The organism is Streptomyces sp. GESEQ-4 (assembly GCF_017948455.1).
In the GTDB taxonomy this organism is placed as follows: domain Bacteria; phylum Actinomycetota; class Actinomycetes; order Streptomycetales; family Streptomycetaceae; genus Streptomyces.
In genome coordinates this window covers 50,870-69,291 of the sequence record NZ_JAFFSU010000036.1, presented here as the reverse complement: position 1 = coordinate 69,291, position 18,422 = coordinate 50,870, and the positions used below count along the sequence as shown (strand labels likewise).

Annotated in this window: 14 protein-coding genes and 1 pseudogene; 8 read left to right on the top strand and 7 right to left on the bottom strand. The window is 70.3% G+C overall.

The window, feature by feature from the left end; translation table 11 throughout:
* Nucleotides 1–882, bottom strand: a pseudogene (locus tag KCH48_RS38770) (hypothetical protein); the annotation flags it as partial.
* A gap of 205 nt (nt 883–1,087) precedes the next feature.
* Nucleotides 1,088–2,476, bottom strand: coding sequence for a transcriptional regulator (locus KCH48_RS38765; protein ID WP_210582235.1), 1,389 nt, complete (start codon nt 2,474–2,476; stop codon nt 1,088–1,090).
* 305 nt (nt 2,477–2,781) lie between these two features.
* On the opposite strand from KCH48_RS38765, the gene KCH48_RS38760 reads away from it, so the two are divergent.
* From KCH48_RS38760 to KCH48_RS38745, 4 genes are all read left to right on the top strand, one after another.
* Nucleotides 2,782–3,444 carry a bifunctional DNA primase/polymerase gene (locus KCH48_RS38760; RefSeq protein ID WP_210582233.1) on the top strand — a complete coding sequence of 221 codons (663 nt, stop codon included), beginning with the start codon at nt 2,782–2,784 and terminating at the stop codon, nt 3,442–3,444.
* Nucleotides 3,445–3,559: 115 nt separating this feature from the next.
* Nucleotides 3,560–4,330 carry an ABC transporter ATP-binding protein gene (locus KCH48_RS38755; RefSeq protein WP_210582232.1) on the top strand — a complete coding sequence of 257 codons (771 nt, stop codon included), beginning with the start codon at nt 3,560–3,562 and terminating at the stop codon, nt 4,328–4,330.
* Nucleotides 4,327–5,916, top strand: coding sequence for a transporter (locus KCH48_RS38750; RefSeq protein ID WP_210582230.1), 1,590 nt, complete (start codon nt 4,327–4,329; stop codon nt 5,914–5,916). The genes KCH48_RS38755 and KCH48_RS38750 overlap by 4 nt, the downstream gene beginning before the upstream one ends.
* A gap of 231 nt (nt 5,917–6,147) precedes the next feature.
* Nucleotides 6,148–6,903 (top strand): SIS domain-containing protein, encoded by a 756-nt coding sequence (locus KCH48_RS38745; protein WP_210582228.1) that lies wholly within the window; start codon nt 6,148–6,150, stop codon nt 6,901–6,903.
* A 32-nt stretch (nt 6,904–6,935) separates the two neighbouring features.
* On the opposite strand, the gene KCH48_RS38740 is transcribed toward KCH48_RS38745, so the two are convergent.
* Nucleotides 6,936–8,363, bottom strand: a complete 1,428-nt coding sequence (locus tag KCH48_RS38740) for a PAS domain-containing protein (protein ID WP_210582226.1) — start codon at nt 8,361–8,363, stop codon at nt 6,936–6,938.
* 540 nt (nt 8,364–8,903) lie between these two features.
* Here KCH48_RS38740 and KCH48_RS38735 point away from each other — a divergent pair.
* From KCH48_RS38735 to iscB, 3 genes are all read left to right on the top strand, one after another.
* Nucleotides 8,904–9,596: a metal-dependent transcriptional regulator gene (locus KCH48_RS38735; RefSeq protein WP_133912046.1), complete on the top strand. Its 693-nt coding sequence runs from the start codon at nt 8,904–8,906 to the stop codon at nt 9,594–9,596.
* A gap of 630 nt (nt 9,597–10,226) precedes the next feature.
* Nucleotides 10,227–11,135, top strand: coding sequence for an alpha/beta fold hydrolase (locus tag KCH48_RS38730; protein WP_210582225.1), 909 nt, complete (start codon nt 10,227–10,229; stop codon nt 11,133–11,135).
* A 637-nt stretch (nt 11,136–11,772) separates the two neighbouring features.
* Nucleotides 11,773–13,149, top strand: coding sequence for an RNA-guided endonuclease IscB (gene iscB / locus KCH48_RS38725; protein WP_246886544.1), 1,377 nt, complete (start codon nt 11,773–11,775; stop codon nt 13,147–13,149).
* A gap of 272 nt (nt 13,150–13,421) precedes the next feature.
* Here iscB and KCH48_RS38720 read toward each other — a convergent pair whose 3' ends face one another.
* Nucleotides 13,422–14,522 (bottom strand): citrate synthase 2, encoded by a 1,101-nt coding sequence (locus KCH48_RS38720; RefSeq protein WP_210582221.1) that lies wholly within the window; start codon nt 14,520–14,522, stop codon nt 13,422–13,424.
* Between the two features lie 322 nt (nt 14,523–14,844).
* Here KCH48_RS38720 and pdxH point away from each other — a divergent pair, with 322 nt between their 5' ends.
* A complete protein-coding gene (gene pdxH, locus KCH48_RS38715; protein ID WP_210582219.1) occupies nt 14,845–15,522 on the top strand; it encodes a pyridoxamine 5'-phosphate oxidase in 678 nt (225 codons plus the stop codon).
* Between the two features lie 4 nt (nt 15,523–15,526).
* On the opposite strand, the gene KCH48_RS38710 is transcribed toward pdxH, so the two are convergent.
* From KCH48_RS38710 to KCH48_RS38700, 3 genes are read right to left on the bottom strand one after another with little or no spacing between them, the layout of a single operon-like run.
* A complete protein-coding gene (locus KCH48_RS38710; protein ID WP_210582217.1) occupies nt 15,527–16,129 on the bottom strand; it encodes a TetR/AcrR family transcriptional regulator in 603 nt (200 codons plus the stop codon).
* Entirely contained in the window at nt 16,117–16,851 is a 735-nt protein-coding gene (locus tag KCH48_RS38705) for an enoyl-CoA hydratase family protein (RefSeq protein ID WP_210582215.1), read from the bottom strand. Before KCH48_RS38705 ends, KCH48_RS38710 begins: the two co-directional genes overlap by 13 nt.
* On the bottom strand, nt 16,848–18,416 hold the full coding sequence (locus tag KCH48_RS38700; RefSeq protein ID WP_210582214.1) for a 4-coumarate--CoA ligase family protein: 1,569 nt from the start codon (nt 18,414–18,416) through the stop codon (nt 16,848–16,850). Before KCH48_RS38700 ends, KCH48_RS38705 begins: the two co-directional genes overlap by 4 nt.
* Nucleotides 18,417–18,422 lie beyond the last annotated feature (6 nt).

The window sequence follows — 18,422 nt, the reverse complement described above, 5'->3', positions numbered from 1 at the left end:
AGTTACCGGCGGTATGTACTGGGTCGCGCCTTCCGGCGAGGCATGCCCAGGCGCACCCCGACCGGGAACCGGCGGTTTGTACTGAGTCGCGGCCTCGTCGGCGGGCGGCAGCGGCGCCCCGAAGCCGCCGGATCCGGCAGGTGGCTGCGGCGCGGCGGCACCGGAGCCGTACGCGCCGGGGGCCGGGCTGCCGTAGCCATTGGCTGCGGCAGGGGGCTGGGGCTGCGGCTGGGGCTGGGCGGCCGTCTGAGGGCCGTAGCCGGGCGTGGGCCGCTGGGGCGGCCCGGAAGGGGAGGCCCCGTATCCGCCGGCCTCCGCGGGCGGCAGAGCGCCACCTGCCGCATGTCGGCCCTGACTGCCGCTCGGGGACTGGGTGTTCGGCGCGTGAGAGGTGTACGACGGCGGCTGCGCACCCGGTGCCTGCGACGTGTACGACTGCTGAGGTGGCTGCCCGTGTGACGGGTACGACTGCTGAGGTGCCGGCTGCTGCGGCGCATACGTCGGCTGCGCGCCCGATCCCGGCGGCGCCTCACCGCCGTATGCCGCCTCCTGCGTCGGCTGCGGCTGGGCCGGAATCGCGCCCGCCTGGTCCGGTGTTGTGCCCCCGGCGGCCGGTGCCTGCTGCTGGTACGGCTCCGGGGAGCCCCAGCCCTGGCCCTGCGGTGGAGGCGGGGGCTGGTTCTGGTCGGGGCCCCAGGGGGTGCCCCAGGCCTGGCCCTCGGGCGGCGGGGCGGGAGTCGGCGGGACGGGACGGCCGTACTGCGGACCGCCCTGTCCGTTCGTCGTGCCCGGCAGCAGGGGCTCGCCGCCGTCCGATGGCAGCACGATGCCTTCGCGCGCTTGCCGCGGCGAGGGCTCCTCGCCCTGTCCACTCTGCGTCACCGGGACTCCTACGAATGGGGGACCTTCGGAATCGTCGGCTCACGCTACCGGGTCCCCAGAGCCCGGTGCCATGCAGCACAGGACGTGACCTCCTTCCCTGTGACCGCAATAACAAAACCGGGCCCTCATCCGCTATATACGCCCCTCCTTCACCACCAGCCCCTTCATTTCCCACGCTCCCCCATCGCGGGCGTATCCGCGTCTTTCACGCTGCCGCCGCCTGCACATCCAGCCGCGCCCCGAACTCCCTTACCACCGGCTCGTCCCGGAACGGCTCCAGCCGCTGCTGGAAGTCCTCCAGATACTCGGCGCCCCGGTTGGAGCGCAGGGTCTCCAGCAGCTCCACGGCCTTCAGCCCCGTGTGCACGGCCTGTTCGACCTCGCGCTGCTGGACCTGTGCGGTCGCCAGCAGGACGTAGCCGATCGCCCGGCGCCGCGCCCGCGACTCGGGCAGCGCGGACAGGCACTCCTCGGCCCGCTGAGCCGCCGCCTCGGCCTGCCCCAGGTCACGGTGGCAGTGCGCCAACTCGTCGGCCAGATAGGCCTCGTCGAAGTGGGCGATCCAGGCCGGGTCGTCGCCGGAGGACGGGTCGGCCGACTCCAGCGCGCTCACCGCACGCCCCGACGCCGCGTGGGCGGACCGCGCGTCCCCCATCAACGCGTGCCCCCGGGCCTCGGCCGCATAGAACATGGCCTCCGCGCGCGGGGTCACGCGACCCCGCGCCCCCTCCTGCGCCGCCCGCGCCAACTGCGCGATCTCCCGCGGGTTTCCGAGCTGCGCGGCGAGATGGCTCATGGACGCGGCGAGCACATACCCGCCGTACGCCCGGTCACCCGCCGCCTGCGCGAGCCGCAGCGCCTGGATGTAGTAGCGCTGAGCCAGGCCCGGCTGCCCGGTGTCGATGGCCATATAGCCCGCCAGCTCCGTCAAACGGGCCACCGCGGCGAACAGTTCACGCCCCACGGCCTCCCGGTACGACCCCGCCAGCAGACCGGAGACCACGCTGTTCAGGTAGTGCACGACCACCGGGCGCACATGCCCGCTGCCGTACTGGTGGTCCAGGTCGACCAGCGCCTGGGTCATGGCCTTCACGGCCGCCACGTCGGACTCCCCCACCCGCGGGCCCGCCGAGCGCGCCACCTGCGAGTCGGGCGAGGAGATCAGCCAGTCCCGGCTCGGCTCCACGAGCGCGGACGCGGCGACGGACGAGCCGGACAGGAAGTCCCGCCGGCCGACGTCGCTGCGCCACAGCTCACAGACCTGCTCGATGGCCCCCAGTACCGTCGGCGAGAACTGGAGGCCGACGCCCGACGCGAGGTTCTTGCCGTTGGCCATGCCGATCTCGTCGATCGTGACCGTACGGCCCAGCTTGCGCCCCAGCGCCTCGGCGATGATCGCCGGAGCGCGTCCGCGTGGCTGCTGTCCGCGCAGCCAGCGGGCGACGGACGTCTTGTCGTAGCGCAGGTCGAGGCCGTGTTCGGCACCGCACATGTTCACTCGGCGGGCCAGCCCGGCGTTGGAGCAACCCGCTTCTTGAATGAGCGCCTGCAGCCGTTCGTTCGGCTGCCGCGCGACGAGAGGCCTTGCGGCCATGGCGTACCCCCTGTGGCTGCGGTGCCTGCCCACGCACCGAGTTGATGTGTCTTCCCTGACCCGGCGCCTTCCGGTGAGCGAAAGGATCCGGCCGTGAAGATCAATGCCCCGCCGACATGACGAAAATGCGAGGCTTGCGAGGATTGCCGGGGTAAAGGCCGAAGCCGACCCCACTCGTGGCTACCCAGCCAAGGCCATGGATCCTCCTGCGCGCCCCCACCCATGCACCCATGCGCCCCAGTTGCGGAATCAGTGCTCCTCCCCCGCGCGCGCTACAGCCGTAACCGGAGGTGGGTGCGGGAGTTGTGATGAGCGTGGAAGAGACGATCGCGAGCACCGAAGCCGCCCAGATTCCGCAGCAGCGTGGGGAATCGCTGCTGGACACCGCCGTTCGCTACGCCGAGGAGCGCCACTGGGACGTCTTCCCGGGCACCTGGCTGGAAGCCGTCGACGGGGTGCAGCGCTGCTCGTGCGGCGACGTCGCGTGCGCCGCGCCCGGCGCGCACCCGACGCGGCCGGACTGGGCGACGCAGGCGACGGGTAGCGCGACCGTTGCGCGCCGGATGTGGCAGAAGCAGCCGACGTCGTCGATTCTGCTGCCGACGGGGCGTACGTTCGACGCGATTTCCGTTCCGGAGACGGCGGGGTTTCTGGCGCTGGCCCGGATGGAGCGGATGGAGCTGACGCTGGGGCCGGTGACGCTGACTCCGGACCGGCGGATGGAGTTCTTCGTGCTGCCGGGGGCCGCGGTGAAGGTTCCCGATCTGGTGCGGAAGCTGGGGTGGGCGGTCGCTTCGCTGGATCTCGTGGCGCTCGGGGAAGGCGCGTGGGTGGCTGCGCCTCCTACGCGGTTCGGGTCTCGGGGGGCTGTGCAGTGGGCTTGTCGGCCTACGCCGGCGAATCGGTGGTTGCCGGATGCGGAGGAATTGATCTCGCCGCTCGCGTATGCGTGTGGGCGGGATCGGTAGCGCCTATTGATCTGCCTCGCGTTCGCCGTGGGCGGCTGCGGGTTCATCGTGGTTGCGCGCGCCCACGCGGCGGAGCCGCATATCGACACAGCCCCGCGCCCCTTAGGTTGGCACCATGACGTCGGCTGTAAGTGTGCGTGGGCTCTGGAAGCGGTTTGGGCAGCAGGTTGCCGTTGCCGGGGTTGATCTTGAGTTGCCCGCGGGGAAGTTCATCGGGCTCGTCGGCCCGAACGGCGCGGGGAAGACCACCACCCTCTCCATGGTGACCGGGCTGCTGCGGCCCGATCAGGGGTCCGTCGAGGTTGTCGGGCATGACGTGTGGCGGGATCCCGTCGAGGTGAAGGCTCGGATCGGGGTGCTGCCGGAGGGGCTGCGGCTGTTCGAGCGGCTGTCGGGGCGGGAACTGCTCGGTTACATGGGGCGGTTGCGGGGGCTGCCCGGTGCCGAGGTGGACAAGCGGGCGACGCAGTTGCTGGATGTGCTGGATCTTGCGGGGGCCCAGCACAAGCTGGTCGTCGACTACTCGACCGGGATGCGGAAGAAGATCGGGCTCGCGACGGCGCTGCTGCACAATCCCGAAGTGCTGTTCCTGGACGAGCCGTTCGAGGGCGTGGACCCGGTGTCCGCGCAGATCATCCGGGGTGTGCTGGAGCGGTACACCGGCTCCGGGGCGACCGTCGTCTTCTCCTCGCATGTGATGGAGCTCGTGGAGTCGCTGTGCGACTGGGTGGCCGTGATGGCCGCCGGGCGCATCCGGGCGCACGGGCCGCTGGCCGAGGTGCGCGGCGACGCCGCCTCGCTCCAGCAGGCGTTTCTCGAGCTCGTGGGGGCGAACGGGCGGAACGCCGGCTCCGATCTCGACTGGCTGGGCGGCGGGGCACGATGACCACCGACATCACCCCGGTCGTCGTACGGCTGAAGCTGTCGCTGCTGCGCAACGGGCTACGGCAGTCCGGTGGGCGCAAGGCCGCCTACATCGCGTCCGCCGTCATCACGCTGCTCTTCGCCGTGCTCCAACTGCTCGGCCTGATCCTGCTGCGCGGCAACGAACACGCCACGTCGGTGGTCGTACTCCTCGTCGCGGTGCTGGCGCTGGGCTGGGCGGTGATGCCGCTGTTCTTCCCCAGCGGCGACGAGACCTTGGACCCCACCCGCCTGGTGATGCTGCCGCTGCGCCCCGCGCCGCTCGTGCGGGCACTGCTGGTGGCCTCGCTGGTCGGCATCGGGCCGCTGTTCACGGTGTGCATGCTCGCCGGTTCCGTCGTCGCGGTGGCGCACGGCGGTGTGGCGTACGTCGTCGGCGTCGTCGGTGTGGTGCTGGCGCTGCTGGTGTGCGTGGCCCTCGCACGGGCCGTCGCCGCCGCCAACATCCGGTTGCTGACCAGCCGCAGGGGCCGTGATCTCGCGGTGCTCAGTGGTCTGGTGATCGCCATCGGGGCGCAGCTCGTCAACTTCGGGGTGCAGCGGCTGGGTTCGGCCGGGCTGGGGCAGCTCGACCCCTTCGCCGACGTGCTCAAGTGGGTGCCGCCCGCGTCGGCGATCGGGGCGGCGGATTCGGCGAGCGAAGGCTCGTACGGCATCGCTCTCCTCCAACTCGCCCTGAGTGCACTGGCATTGGGGCTGCTCCTGCGTCAGTGGTCAGGGCACCTGAACCGGCTGATGACCGCACCCGACGGGTCCACCCTCCAGAGCGCCGAGGGCGCCACCCGCGAGCGGACCTCGACCGGACTGTCACGTTTCCTGCCCGCCGGCCGGACCGGCACCGTCATGGAGCGCAGCCTGCGCTATGTGTGGCGCGACCCCAAGACCAAGGCCGCCTGGGTGACTTCGCTCGCGATCGGCCTGATCGTTCCGGTGTTCAACGCCCTCCAGGGCACCGGCTCGATCTACTTCGCCTGCTTCGCCGCCGGGATGCTCGGCATCCAGATGTACAACCAGTTCGGGCAGGACACCTCCGCCTTCTGGATGGTCGCGATGACGATCTCGTCCACGAAGGATGCGTACGTCGAACTGCGCGCCCGTGCCTTCGCGTTGCTGGTGATCACACTGCCGTACGCCGCGCTGGTCACCGTCCTGACGACGGCACTGCTCGGCGACTGGGCCAAGCTGCCCGAGGTGCTGGGTCTGTCCTTCGCACTGCTCGGCGCGATGCTGGCGACCGGGGCATGGACCTCGGCCCGCTTCCCGTACTCCATCCCGCAGGAGGGCTACAAGAACGTCGCCCCCGGACAGGCCGGCCTCGCCTGGATCGCCATCTTCGGCGGCATGGTCGCGTCCGCCCTGCTCTGCGCCCCGGTCATCGCCGTAACGATCTGGCTGAACGTGACCGCGAACGGCGACGACTGGACGTGGGTGCTGCTGCCGGTGGGGGGCGGGTACGGGGCCACTGTCGCTTGGCTGGGCCTGAGGCTGGCGGCCCCTCGAACGGCGGCACGGCTGCCGGAGATCCTTACTGCGGTGAGCAAGGGCTGACGGAAACTTCGACGCAGGGCCCTGCAACACCCCTGAGAACGGCTGGGCATCTGTTCTGTCCAGTCCATCGCTGAGGGATACGTCGGTGCGGCCAAGTTCTTTGCCAGGCCGGCACAACACGCGACCTCAACACCGCGACGGCCGTATTGACACCGCACTGGTCCAGACCGCACCGTGATCCGCAACACATCGCCGCCGCACGCCGCCACACCGCCCCCGAAGGGACCCCGCATGAGCGACCGCCGGCCGTCCGGTCAGTTCTTCGATGCCGCGATCGGGCTGCTGCAACGCGTGCGGGACGAGGAGGGCGAGACGATCACGGCGGCCGGGTCGCTCCTCGCGGACACGGTCGTCGCCGGTGGCCGGCTGTTCGCCTTCGGCGCCGGGCACTCCTCGCTGGCCGCGCAGGACGTCGTCTACCGGGCCGGCGGACTCGCGCTGATGAATCTGCTGGCCGTCCCCGGCGTCGTAGGAGTCGATGTCGTCCCGGCCACCCTCGGCTCCGCGCTGGAACGGGTCGACGGTCTCGCGAGCGCCGTGCTCGACACGTCCCCGGTCCGCGAGGGCGACGCCCTGGTGATCATCTCGCTGTCCGGCCGCAACGCGCTGCCCGTGGAGATGGCCATGGGCGCCCGTGCCCTGGGCGTGAAGGTGATCGGCGTGACCTCGGTGGCGTACGCGTCGGAGACGAAGTCCCGGCACTCCTCGGGGACGTATCTGAAGGACCACTGCGACATCGTCCTCGACTCGAAGATCGCCGTCGGCGACGCGGAACTCACCCTCGACACCGTCCCGGCGCCCTTCGCCCCGGCCTCCACGGTCGTCACGTCGGCGCTGCTCCAGGCGGTGATGGCAGAAGCGGCCGCCACGCTGGCCGCCCGCGGCGTCGAGCCGCCGCTGCTGCGCTCCGGCAACGTCGACGGGGGCCATGACTGGAACCGGCGGGTGATGGAGGAGTACGGGGACCGGATCTTCTATCGCCGTTAGCCGGAAGCGCCCGGCCAACAGCCCTTCACCCCTTACTCCGCACCCTCCGGCGGCCAGTCCCCGCGCACCGCCCCAGCCAGATCCAGCGCCCCGGCGATCCGTACGGCGACATCCTCCGCGTACACCGCGTCGGGCCGTTCGAACGCGCTGCGTCCGGCCCCGCGCAGAAACGTCACGACGCCCAGCGTCCGCCCCCGGCTGCGCAGCACCGCGCACAGCGCGTGCACGGCGTCCGCCGGCCACTGCCGGGCCAGCGCCCAGGCGCGCGCCTGCTCGGCCGGTACGGTGCCGACGCTGGCCCGCACGGAGCCGCCTCGCTGGACGCACTGCAGGGCGGGGTGCCCCTCGCCGTAGCGGATGGGCAGGCCGGCCTGACCGGTGACCAGGCTGGGCCCGGGCGCACCCGCGGGTGTGGTGGCGATGCGTACGAGTCGTACCGGCTCGGCGGTCTCGGCGTCGGTGATCGCGCCGCCCGCCGCGCGGTCGATCACGGCGTGGTCGGCGAACCCCGCGAGCGCGAAGTCCAGGTGGACGACGGCGGCCTCGGCCGGGTCCTCGCATTCGGCGGCGGCCCGTGCGGCACGGTGGAGCTGATTGCCGCGGAACCGCAGCAACGACGCCTCCTGCTCGGCCTGCTTGGCCTCCGTGACGTCGTTGAACAGCCAGCCGACGCCGAGCGGTACCGGTTCCTCGGCGAGCGGGGACGCCAGCCGTACGAAGCCGCAGCGCCAGCAGCGCCGCTTCTCGCCCTCCGGCGTGCGGACGCCGACCCAGATCTCGGCGGGCGCGGGCGGCGCACCCTCGGCGAGGACATGGGTGAGGGCGCTCTCGAGCTCCTCGACGCCTTGGGAGAGCAGTTCACCGAGCGGCCTGCCGAGCACGGACGTACGCCCGATGCCCAGCGCGCGGGCCGCGTGCGCGTTCACCACGGCGGGCCGCAGGTCGGCGTCGACGAGGACGACTCCCCAGCTCGCGTCGTCGAAGAGGGCCTCGCTCAGCGCGATGGACCGCTCGAGGTCGATCTGCGTGTGCACCTCGCTGAAGGCGCAGTACAGACCGGCGGGCTTTCCGTCGGGGCCGCGGACGGCCGCGGACTGGGTCCGTACGAGAACCCGGCCGCCGTCCTTGGTGAGCAGCGCGAACTCATGGACCTGGCGTCCCGGCGCGTGCATGGCGGCCATCAGCCGGGACTCGACCTCTTCGGCGTCCGCCGGCCTTACGGCCCACCCGGCGAACCCGCGCCGGCCCACGGCCTCACTCGCGGTCCACCCGAGAATCCGCTCGGCCTCACGATTCCAGTGTGTGACGACACCGTCGGCGTCGAAGGCACACAGGGCCGCGTCCATGCCATCCAGCAGCGCGGCCAACAGATCGGAACCGCCCGAGCCCTCCGGACCTTCCCTTTCGGGCTCGTCCGGTCCCAGCTCGTCGGTGGTCCCACTACGCCTGGAAGCACTCACCTGGACCCCCTGCAGGCTGCGTCCGTACGTACGGCACGTCGGTTCGCTCACTAACAATCATTCAACTCGAACGTGACGCAGCACACATCGAGTTCCCGCAAGATTGAGAGAATCGTTGCACGCCGGAAACGCGACGTGAACCCCTCCTTACCGTCGGGAGGTGGCAAGCCGGAGGTCGATCCACAGGCCGTTCGCACCCGGCAGCACATACCTCTCCACCTCCACGAACCATCCGGGGATCGGCCGGCGCCGCGCCCACGTTGCGCAGACACTGCTCGGCCTGTTCGACCACGCCGTCCGAACCGCTGAGTCTCGCTCGCCGCTTGGTCATGTACGGAACGCTAGGCGACCGTGTCCCACCACGTCGAGCAGAAAGATCACAGCCCCCGCCACGCGCAGCACACTCCCGTTCCGAGTCGCCGCACCCCCGGTTTCACCGGCACGGCACGGTTGTCAGTGGTATCCGGCAGAATTGAGTCCAGGGCCAGCGCACAAGCCGGGAAGCTGTCGTGCTTCCGGCAGATCTCACGAGGGGCACGTATGTCCGGACTGATCGACACCACGGAGATGTATCTCCGCACCATCCTCGAGCTGGAGGAGGAAGGTGTGGTCCCCATGCGCGCCCGGATCGCCGAGCGGCTGGACCAGAGCGGGCCGACGGTCAGCCAGACCGTGGCGCGGATGGAGCGGGACGGACTGGTGTCCGTCGCCAGCGACCGGCACCTGGAGCTCACGGACGAGGGCCGCCGGCTGGCGACGCGCGTGATGCGCAAGCACCGCCTGGCGGAGTGCCTGCTCGTCGACGTGATCGGGCTGGAGTGGGAGCAGGTGCACGCCGAGGCGTGTCGCTGGGAGCACGTGATGAGCGAGGCCGTGGAGCGCCGCGTGCTCGAGTTGCTGCGCCACCCCACCGAGTCGCCGTACGGCAACCCGATCCCGGGCCTGGAGGAGCTGGGCGAGAAGGACGGCGCCGATCCGTTCCTGGACGAGGGCATGGTGTCGCTGGCCGACCTGGACCCGGGGACGGAAGGCAAGACGGTCGTCGTGCGCCGTATCGGCGAGCCGATCCAGACGGACGCACAGCTGATGTACACGCTGCGTCGCGCGGGCGTGCAGCCCGGCTCGGTGGTCAGCGTGACGGAGTCGGCCGGCGGGGTGCTGGTGGGCAGTGGCGGCGAGGCGGCCGAACTGGAGTCGGACGTCGCCTCCCACGTGTTCGTCGCCAAGCGCTGACCGGGCGCCGGGTGCCGGCAACTTCCGGAGGCGGAGGGGCAGTTGCGGCGCCGTGGCGGTTTCGTCGATTCCGGAATTCACCGCGCCGAATTGCAGCGCTCGGACGGATCACGTGCGAGGCTGTCGCGTGAGGCATATGACCTGAGGGATTCTTGGCCGTGGTGCGACAGCGATGTCGTCCGGCCGGGGAGGGGGCGGGGAGGATGTGCCGTAGACGTGGAGAGGGCCCCGGCGCCGTGTGGCGCCGGGGCCTGTCCTCCCCTGTGCTGACCCGGAGCCCCGAGCTCTCAGGGTCATTCCCCTCGGACCGCTTTCCCCGAGCGGTCCGCCTCCCGCAGAAGATCTCCCCTCGCCGCGGGCGGTCAATCCCTGACCGAGGTCACTCGTACGAGGGGTGTTACCGACAGACCCCGCATCTTCGAATATGCATTCGATAGCCTGAGGGTGACACGGCATGTGGAACCTGCGCTTCACCAAGTAGGCGCGGCATGTCGGCAGACGAGCGAGGGCCCTGACCGGCCCCGGCAGAGAGTGGTACCACGGCAGGCAGGACACGGTTCACAGGACCGGCCGGCTCAAGCGGGAGCGGGAGCGAGCGGTCCGAGCGGAGCTAGGGGGGTGCCAGGATCCATGGCGCGACGCATCGACGTGACCGGGGCGGGCGGCGTACGCCTGGCGGCCTGGGAGTTCGGCGACCCTCCCAAGCCTGACCCGGCACACGCAACAGGGCACACGGACCAGGCTCCGCACCAGCCGCCCGGCCCCGGTGAACAAGACCGCTTCTCCGGCGTGCTGTTACTCCACGGCCTGATGGGCCGCGCCTCGCACTGGGCCTCCACCGCCCGCTGGCTCTCCGGACGCCATCGCGCCGTCGCGCTTGACCAGCGCGGCCACGGCCAGAGCGACAAGCCCCCGCAGGCCTCCTTCACCCGCGAGGCCTATGTCGAGGACGCCGAGGCCGCCCTCGAACAGCTCGGCCTCGGCCCGGCCGTCCTCATCGGTCACGCCATGGGCGCCCTGACCGCCTGGCAACTCGCCGCCAAGCGCCCCGATCTGGTTCGCGGAGTGATCATCTGCGATATGCGGGCCTCCGCACTCGGTGCGGCCTCGCAGCGGGAGTGGGCCCAGTGGTTCAAGTCCTGGCCCGTTCCGTTCGCCACGCTCGCCGATGTCCGCAAGTGGTTCGGTGAGGACGATCCCTGGGTGGAGCGGCCCATTCCGTCCCGTGGCGAGTTCTACGCCGAGGTGATGCACGAGTCTGCCGACGGCTGGCGGCCCGTCTTTGAGCCCGACCAGATGCTCAAGTCCCGGGAGACGTGGGTGTACGACGCGCACTGGGAGGAGCTGGCTCAGGTGCAGTGCCCGGCGCTGGTTGTTCGCGGGCTTGATGGGGAGTTGGGGCGGGCCGAGGCGCAGGAGATGGTGCGGGTGTTGCCTCTCGGGGAGTATGCGGAGGTTGCTGATGCCGGGCATCTTGTCCACTACGACCAGCCGGAGGGGTGGCGCGCGGCGATAGAGCCGTTTTTGAATGCGCTGTGAGTCTGGGCGCCTTCTCGTCTGCCGGGTGATGTTCGCTGGCGGGTGCGGGTCCGTCGTGGCTTGTCGCGCAGTTCCCCGCGCCCCTTGAACCCTGCACTCGCTCCCAGAGATCGCGGAGGCAGGGCCTAGCAGCAACATCGATTGCGCGTCCGAGGAATCGGGGCGCTTCGCACGAATGAGCGTTTACTGATCGCTCGAGCCCCTTCCAGCGGACCTTGGTCATTAGCGTCATGGGCATCACGAGAAGGGAGGTCACTCGCTCCTCGGCCCAGGCCGACCTCTGTCGAACTCAACGGCAGACGCGGAGTGACCAGCCCCAGTCATCACGATCCGAAAGATCAGGGAGGTGCCCTCGATGACTACGTTTCCTGCAGGTGAGCAGACCCACCAGGCTGTGCTTCCTCAGCAGCCTGCTCTGGAATCCGTGGGAGCAGACAACCCTGGGAGCAGGGACGAAACGGCTCACGGACACCCCGCCACCGCGCGGGGCACCGGCAGGGAACATGGGCGAGGGGAGACCGGCGGGCAGGGCACCAAGGCTCGTAGGCGATACGCCAAGAACGCTGCCACGGCAGCGGAGGCGGCAGAGAAAGGGAGCGGTGACGCTCCCACACACCATCCGTCGTACACAGGTGGCATGGGCGCGGGCAGAGTCTTCGTCCTCTCCAAAGACGGACAACCCCTCATGCCCTGCCACCCCGCCCGCGCCCGCGAACTCCTGGGCAAGGGAAAGGCTGTCGTCGCTCGGCAAGTACCTTTCACCATCCGGTTGAAGGACCGCACCCTCTCCGAGTCAGAAGTCGACGGGGTGCAATTACGCATCGATCCCGGCTCCAAGGGCACCGGTCTCGCCCTCACCGACGAGAAGAAGGAAGTCGGTGCACAAGGCGCCATCGTCACTGTTAGGCGCGGACTCGTAGCTGTCGAGCTTCAGCATCGCGGCGACCAGATCCACCGGTGCATGCAGCAACGCGCTGGCTACCGGAATCGACGACGTTCGGCCAACTGCCGTTACCGGGCGCCCCGTTCAGACAACCGGACGCGCCCCGCCGGATGGCTGGCACCCTCTCTGCGCCATCGCGTCGACACCATCTACTCCCAGGCGGCGCGGCTCTGCCGCTACGCACCTGTCACCGAAATCCACGTCGAACGCGTCGCCTTCGACACCCACGCCATGAGCGCGGGAAGACCCCTCACCGCAGCCGAGTACCAGCAAAGAACACTCGCCGGAACCGAGGCCCGCGCCTACCTTCACGCCAAGTGGAACAGCGCCTGCGCCTACTGCGACGCCACCGGTGTACCCCTGAACATCGACCACCTCAGACCCCGCAGCCGAGGAGGATCAAGCCGTATCTCCAACCTCGTCCTCGCCTGCGTCCCCTGCAACCAGTCCAAGGGCAACACACCCGTCGAGGTGTTCCTCACCCACCAGCCCGAGCGCCTCGCGAAGATCCTCCAGCAGGTCAAGACACCACTCAATGACGCCGCCGCCATCAACGCGATCTGCTGGGAGGTCACCGAGTCACTCGACGCCCTCGGCAGACCCGTGCACGCCTGGTCGGGCGGGCGCACCAAGTGGAACCGAAGCGCCATGGGCCTGGAGAAAACGCACACCCTCGACGCGCTGTGTGTCGGCCGCCTGGAGCACGAGGCCGGCGATGCGATCGTCCGGTTCCCACAGCAGGTCCTCGTCGCCAAGGCCACCGGACGGGGCTCCTACGCCCGTACCACCCCAGACCGCTACGGATTCCCCCGCCTGCGGCGAGCCCGATCCAAGCAGCACTTCGGATACGTCACCGGGGATCTCGTACGGGCCAACGTACCGACCGGCAAGTGGGCGGGCTCTTGGACCGGACGCATCTCCGTCCGCGCCAGAGGCCAGCACAGTCTCACAACGCCAGGAGGACGTATCAACGTCTCCCACTGGAACCTGCGGCTACTTCAGCGGGGCGACGGATACGGCTACGCCTTCCGGCCTGAATCAGTGCCGTCAACATCTGGAAAAACCGGTTGAGCGGCAGCCCTCCCCTATCTAGGGTTTGGCCTACGTGAGAGAGGAGGTGATCGGGTAAATGATTGAAACCCGGACGCACGAGGTGATTGCGGGCTAGCGGCCCGCCACCACACGCAGTGCGGTGCCGGACCAGCGTGCGTGAGTAGCACGCAGCCGGCCCAATCCCAGCAGTCACCCGACCCGCGAGCTCGCCGGTACGTCCGGCCGGCTTCTCCGCCGAGAGGCGGAGGGACCAGAGCTCGCGGGTCGTCTGCGTTTCGGCGAGGGGCGCGTCAGTGCGCGATGTCCTCGTAGCCCTCGATCTCGCGCGGGTCGCGGGAACCCGGCCCGATGTACCGGGCCGAGGGGCGGACCAGGCGGCCCGTGCGTTTCTGCTCCAGGATGTGGGCGGACCAGCCGGCCGTGCGGGCGCAGGTGAACATGGAGGTGAACATGTGGGCCGGGACCTCGGCGAAGTCGAGGACGATGGCGGCCCAGAATTCGACGTTCGTGGCCAGGACTCGGTCCGGGCGGCGGCTGTGCAGCTCCGCCAGAGCCGCCTTCTCCAGGGCTTCGGCGACCTCGAAGCGGGGGGCGCCCAGTTCGCGGGCGGTGCGGCGGAGGACTCGGGCGCGGGGGTCTTCGGCGCGGTAGACGCGGTGGCCGAAGCCCATGAGGCGTTCGCCCTTGTCGAGGGCTTGTTTGACGTAGTCCTCGGCGTCGCCGGTGCGCTCGATCTCCTCGATCATGCCGAGGACGCGGGAGGGGGCGCCGCCGTGCAGGGGGCCGGACATGGCTCCTACGGCGCCGGAGAGGGCGGCGGCGACGTCGGCTCCGGTGGAGGCGATGACGCGGGCGGTGAAGGTGGAGGCGTTCATGCCGTGTTCGGCCGCGCTGGTCCAGTACGCGTCGACGGCGGCCACGTGCTTGGGGTCGGGCTCGCCGCGCCAGCGGATCATGAAGCGTTCGGTGATGGAGTTGGCCTTGTCGATCTCGCGCTGCGGGACCATGGGCCGGCCCTGGCCGCGGGCGGACTGGGCGACGTAGGACAGGGCCATGACGGCGGCGCGGGCGAGGTCCTCGCGGGCCTGGGCGGAGTCGATGTCGAGCAGTGGTTTCAGGCCCCAGACGGGGGCGAGCATGGCGAGTGCGGACTGGACGTCGACGCGGATGTCGCCGGAGTGCACGGGGATCGGGAAGGGTTCGGCGGGCGGCAGGCCGGGGTTGAAGGCGCCGTCGACGAGCAGGCCCCAGACGTTGCCGAACGAGACGTGGCCGACCAGGTCCTCGATGTCGACGCCCCGGTACCGGAGTGCGCCGCCCTCCTTATCCGGTTCGGCGATCTCCGTCTCGAACGCGACGACTCCCTCGAGTCCGGGTACGAAGTCGGACATCAGGCGGCTCCTCGTGATGTGTACGACGGGTGGTGTCTGTGGTGTGGCTTGTGGGGGTGGTGTTGCGAGAGTTCTTTGGTGGGTGAGGGTGTGGGGTTGCTGCTGTGTGCCCGGTGGATCCGCGGTCGGTGCGCTGCGGAGACTCGCGGTCCTGGGCGTCATCCCTGTGATGCCCCGTGCGGTCGGCGGTCACCCCAACCGGAACGGCATCTGAACGATATCTCCGAGTGTCACCCTTGGGGAGGGTTCGCGGCACTCAGTGCCACTCAGTGATGAAGGACACCGTGGCGAACGGCGCGTGCGGATACGGCAAGATGACCGCGTGAACGATCGTGACGCCGTGTCCGCCGTCCCCCTTGATCCCGCGTTGATGCGCAAGCAGTACCGGGCCGAGGGTCTGGCCGAGTCCGATCTGGCCGGCACGCCGGCGGAGCAGTTCGCGCGCTGGTTCAGGCAGGCCGCGACGCAGGCACATCTGTTCGAGCCGAACGCGATGGTCGTCTCGACGGCGGACGGTGAGGGGCGGCCCAGTTCTCGTACGGTGCTGTTGAAGCAGTTCGACGAGCAGGGTTTTGTCTTCTACACCAATTACGACTCCCGCAAGGGCCGGGATCTGTCCGAGAACCCGTATGTGTCGCTGCTGTTCCCGTGGCATCCGATGGCCCGGCAGGTGATCGTGTCCGGGGTGGCGCGGCGTACCGGCCGTGATGAGACGGCCGCCTATTTCCGTACCCGGCCGCATGGATCGCAGCTCGGTGCGTGGGCGAGCGCCCAGTCCTCGGTGATCGCCACACGTGCCGATCTCGACGCCTCGTACGCCGAGTTGGCGGCCCGCTACCCGGAGGGCGAGCAGGTGCCGGTGCCGCCGCACTGGGGTGGTTTCCGGGTGGCTCCGCAGTCGGTGGAGTTCTGGCAGGGGCGCGAGAACCGGCTGCACGACCGGCTGCGGTATGTGGCGGAGCCGGACGGGAGCTGGCGGGTGGAGCGGCTGAGTCCGTGAGGTCTCAGCCCAGCGTCTCGTCCAGCAGTGCCGCCCACTGGGTCACCACGCGTTCGCGGCGGGGTTCGTCGTCGGTGAGGAGGTTGGCGAGGCCGAGGCCGCGGGCCATGTCGAGGAGGCCTTGGACGGTTTCGCGGACGCCGGGGTGGGATTCGTCGGCGCCGAGGAGGTCGACGGCGATGTGGTGGGTCTCGCGGCCGACGCGGGCTTCGAGTTCGGTGACGCGGGGGCGTAGCTGCGCTTCGTTGGAGGCGGCGACCCACAGGTGGAGGGCGGCGCGGAACAGTGGGCCCGTGTAGAGGTCGACCAGGGCTGTGACGACCGCGCGCCGGTCGCCCGCCGCGCCCTGCGGGAACAGCGCCCGCAGCGCCGTCGAGCGTTCCTCGGCGACGTATTCGACGGCCGCGGTGAAGAGGTCCTCGCGGGTCGGGAAGTGGTGCTGGGCGGCGCCCCGGGAGACGCCGGCGCGTTCGGCTACGACGGAGACGGTGGAGCCCGCCCAGCCGTGTTCGGCGAGGCAGGCCACGGCGGCTTCGAGGAGCCGTTGCCGGGTGGCCCGGCTGCGGTCCTGTTTGGGGGCACGGTCGACCGTGCTCACAGCACCCATGGCGGTTCCCGTCGTTCTAGGAAGGCCGTCATGCCCTCGCGGGCGTCGGCGGAGGCGAACAGCCGGGCCGAGAGCGCGGTGAGGTCGGCCGCGTCCCGGTCGAAGGCTTCCAGCACCCTAGCTGTGAGCAGCTGTTTCGTCTCGGCCAGGGCCTGTGGGGAGGCGCGGCGCAGTCCGTCGAGGACGGGTTCCAGTACGGCGTCGGCGTCGTCCCCGGAAGCGGTCAGCAGGCCGATGCGGGCCGCCTCGGCGGCGTCGAAGCGTTCGCCGGTGAGGTAGTAGCGGGCGAGGGCGCGGGGGTCGGTGCGGGGCAGGAGCGGGAGGGTGATGACCGCGGGGGCCACGCCGATCCGTACCTCGGTGAAGGCGAAGCTCGCCTCGTTCGACGCGGCGGCGATGTCGCAGGCGCCGAGCAGTCCGAGGCCGCCCGCGCGGACGTGGCCGGTGACGCGGGCGACGACGGGTTTGGGCAGTTCGACGATCTGCCGGAGCAGGCCGACGAGTGCGTCGGGGGGTGGTGGGTCGCGCAGGTCGGCGCCCGCGCTGAAGGTGTTTCCGGTGTGGGTGAGGACGATCGCGCGGGTGTCGCCGTCCTTGCCGCAGTCGGTGAGCGTGTCCGCGAGTTCGCCGACGAGGGCCGCCGACAGGGCGTTGCGGTTGTGCGGGGAGTCGAGGCCGATCGTTTCGATGCCACGCGCGCGCGTGCGGCTGATCAACGTCACGTGCGCTCCCTGAGTTCCCGGCGCAGGATCTTCCCGGAGGCGGCGCGGGGTACGCCGTCGATGAAGGTGACGTGGCGGACGCGCTTGTAGGGGGAGACGCGTTCGGCGACGTACATCATGACCTCTCCTTCGGAGAGGTCGGTGGCGGTGGGCTGGCGGACCACGTAGGCGTGCGGGACTTCGTTGCCCTCGTCGTTGTAGGCGCCGATGACGGCGGCGTCGGCGATGCCGGGGTGGGTGAGGAGGAGGGCTTCGAGTTCGGCGGGGGCCACTTGGAAGCCCTTGTACTTGATGAGTTCCTTGACGCGGTCGACGACGAACAGCCAGCCGTCGGCGTCGACGTGGCCGACGTCTCCGGTGTGCAGCCAGCCGTCGGTGTCGATCATCGCGGCGGTGTCGTCGGGGCGGCCCAGGTAGCCCTTCATGATCTGGGGGCCTCGGATGAGGATCTCGCCGGGTTCGCCGACGCCGACGTCGTTGTCCGGGTCGTCGAGGGAGACGATGCGCATCTCGGTGCCGGCGATGAGTTTGCCGACGGTGCCGGGGGGCGCGTCGTGCATGGCGTTCAGGGGGACGACGTGGGTGCCGGGCGACAGTTCCGTCATGCCGTACGCCTGGCCGACCGGCGGCAGGTTCAGGCGCCGGGAGCAGGCCGCGGCGAGCTGGGCGTCGAGCGGGGCGGCGGCGCTGACGACGTACTTCAGGGACGACAGGTCGTACTCGGCGACGAGTGGGTGTTTGGCGAGGGCGAGGACGATCGGTGGGGCGACGTACAGGCCGGTGATGCGGTGGTTCTGGATGGCGGCGAGGAAGGTCTCCAGGTCGAAGCGGGGCAGGACGACGACGGTGGCGCCCAGCCGCAGGGGCGCGTTCATCAGCGCGGTGAGCCCGTAGATGTGGAAGAAGGGCAGGACGGCGAGGATGCGGTCGCCGGGGCCCGCGCTCATGAGGGGTTCGAGCTGGGCGAGGTTGGTGGCGATCTGGCGGTGCGTGAGCATCACGCCTTTGGGGGTGCCGGTGGTGCCCGAGGAGTACGGGAGGGCCGCGACGTCCTCCACGGGGTCGATGTCGATCCGCGGTTCTGGGGCGGTCGAGCCGAGCATGTCGATGAGGGAGCGGTGTCCTGGCGCGCTGTCGCAGACGAAGATCTCCTCGACGCCGCCCGCGAGTTCGGCGGCTCTGCGGGCGGTCTCCAGCAGCGGGGAGACGGTGATGATCCAGCGGGCGGCCGAGTCGCGCAGCTGCTTGGCGAACTCCTCGGCGGTGGACAGCGGGTGCACGGTCGTGACGGACGCCCCCGCGCGCGTGGCGGCGTAGAACGCGGTCGGGAAGGCGACGGTGTTCGGGCTGTGCAGGGCGAGCACGTCGCCCTTGCGGACGCCCGCCTCGGCCAGCGCGGCGGCGACACGCCGGTGGAACTGGTCCACCTGCGCGTACGTGAGGGTCATGCCGTTGGTGCCGTCGATCAGCGCGGGTATGTCGCCGAACTCGGCGGCCCGGCCCAGCACTGCTTCGTGGATGGGGAGTTCGACGGGCGGGACGTCTGCGTACTCGCTGCGGAACATCGTTCC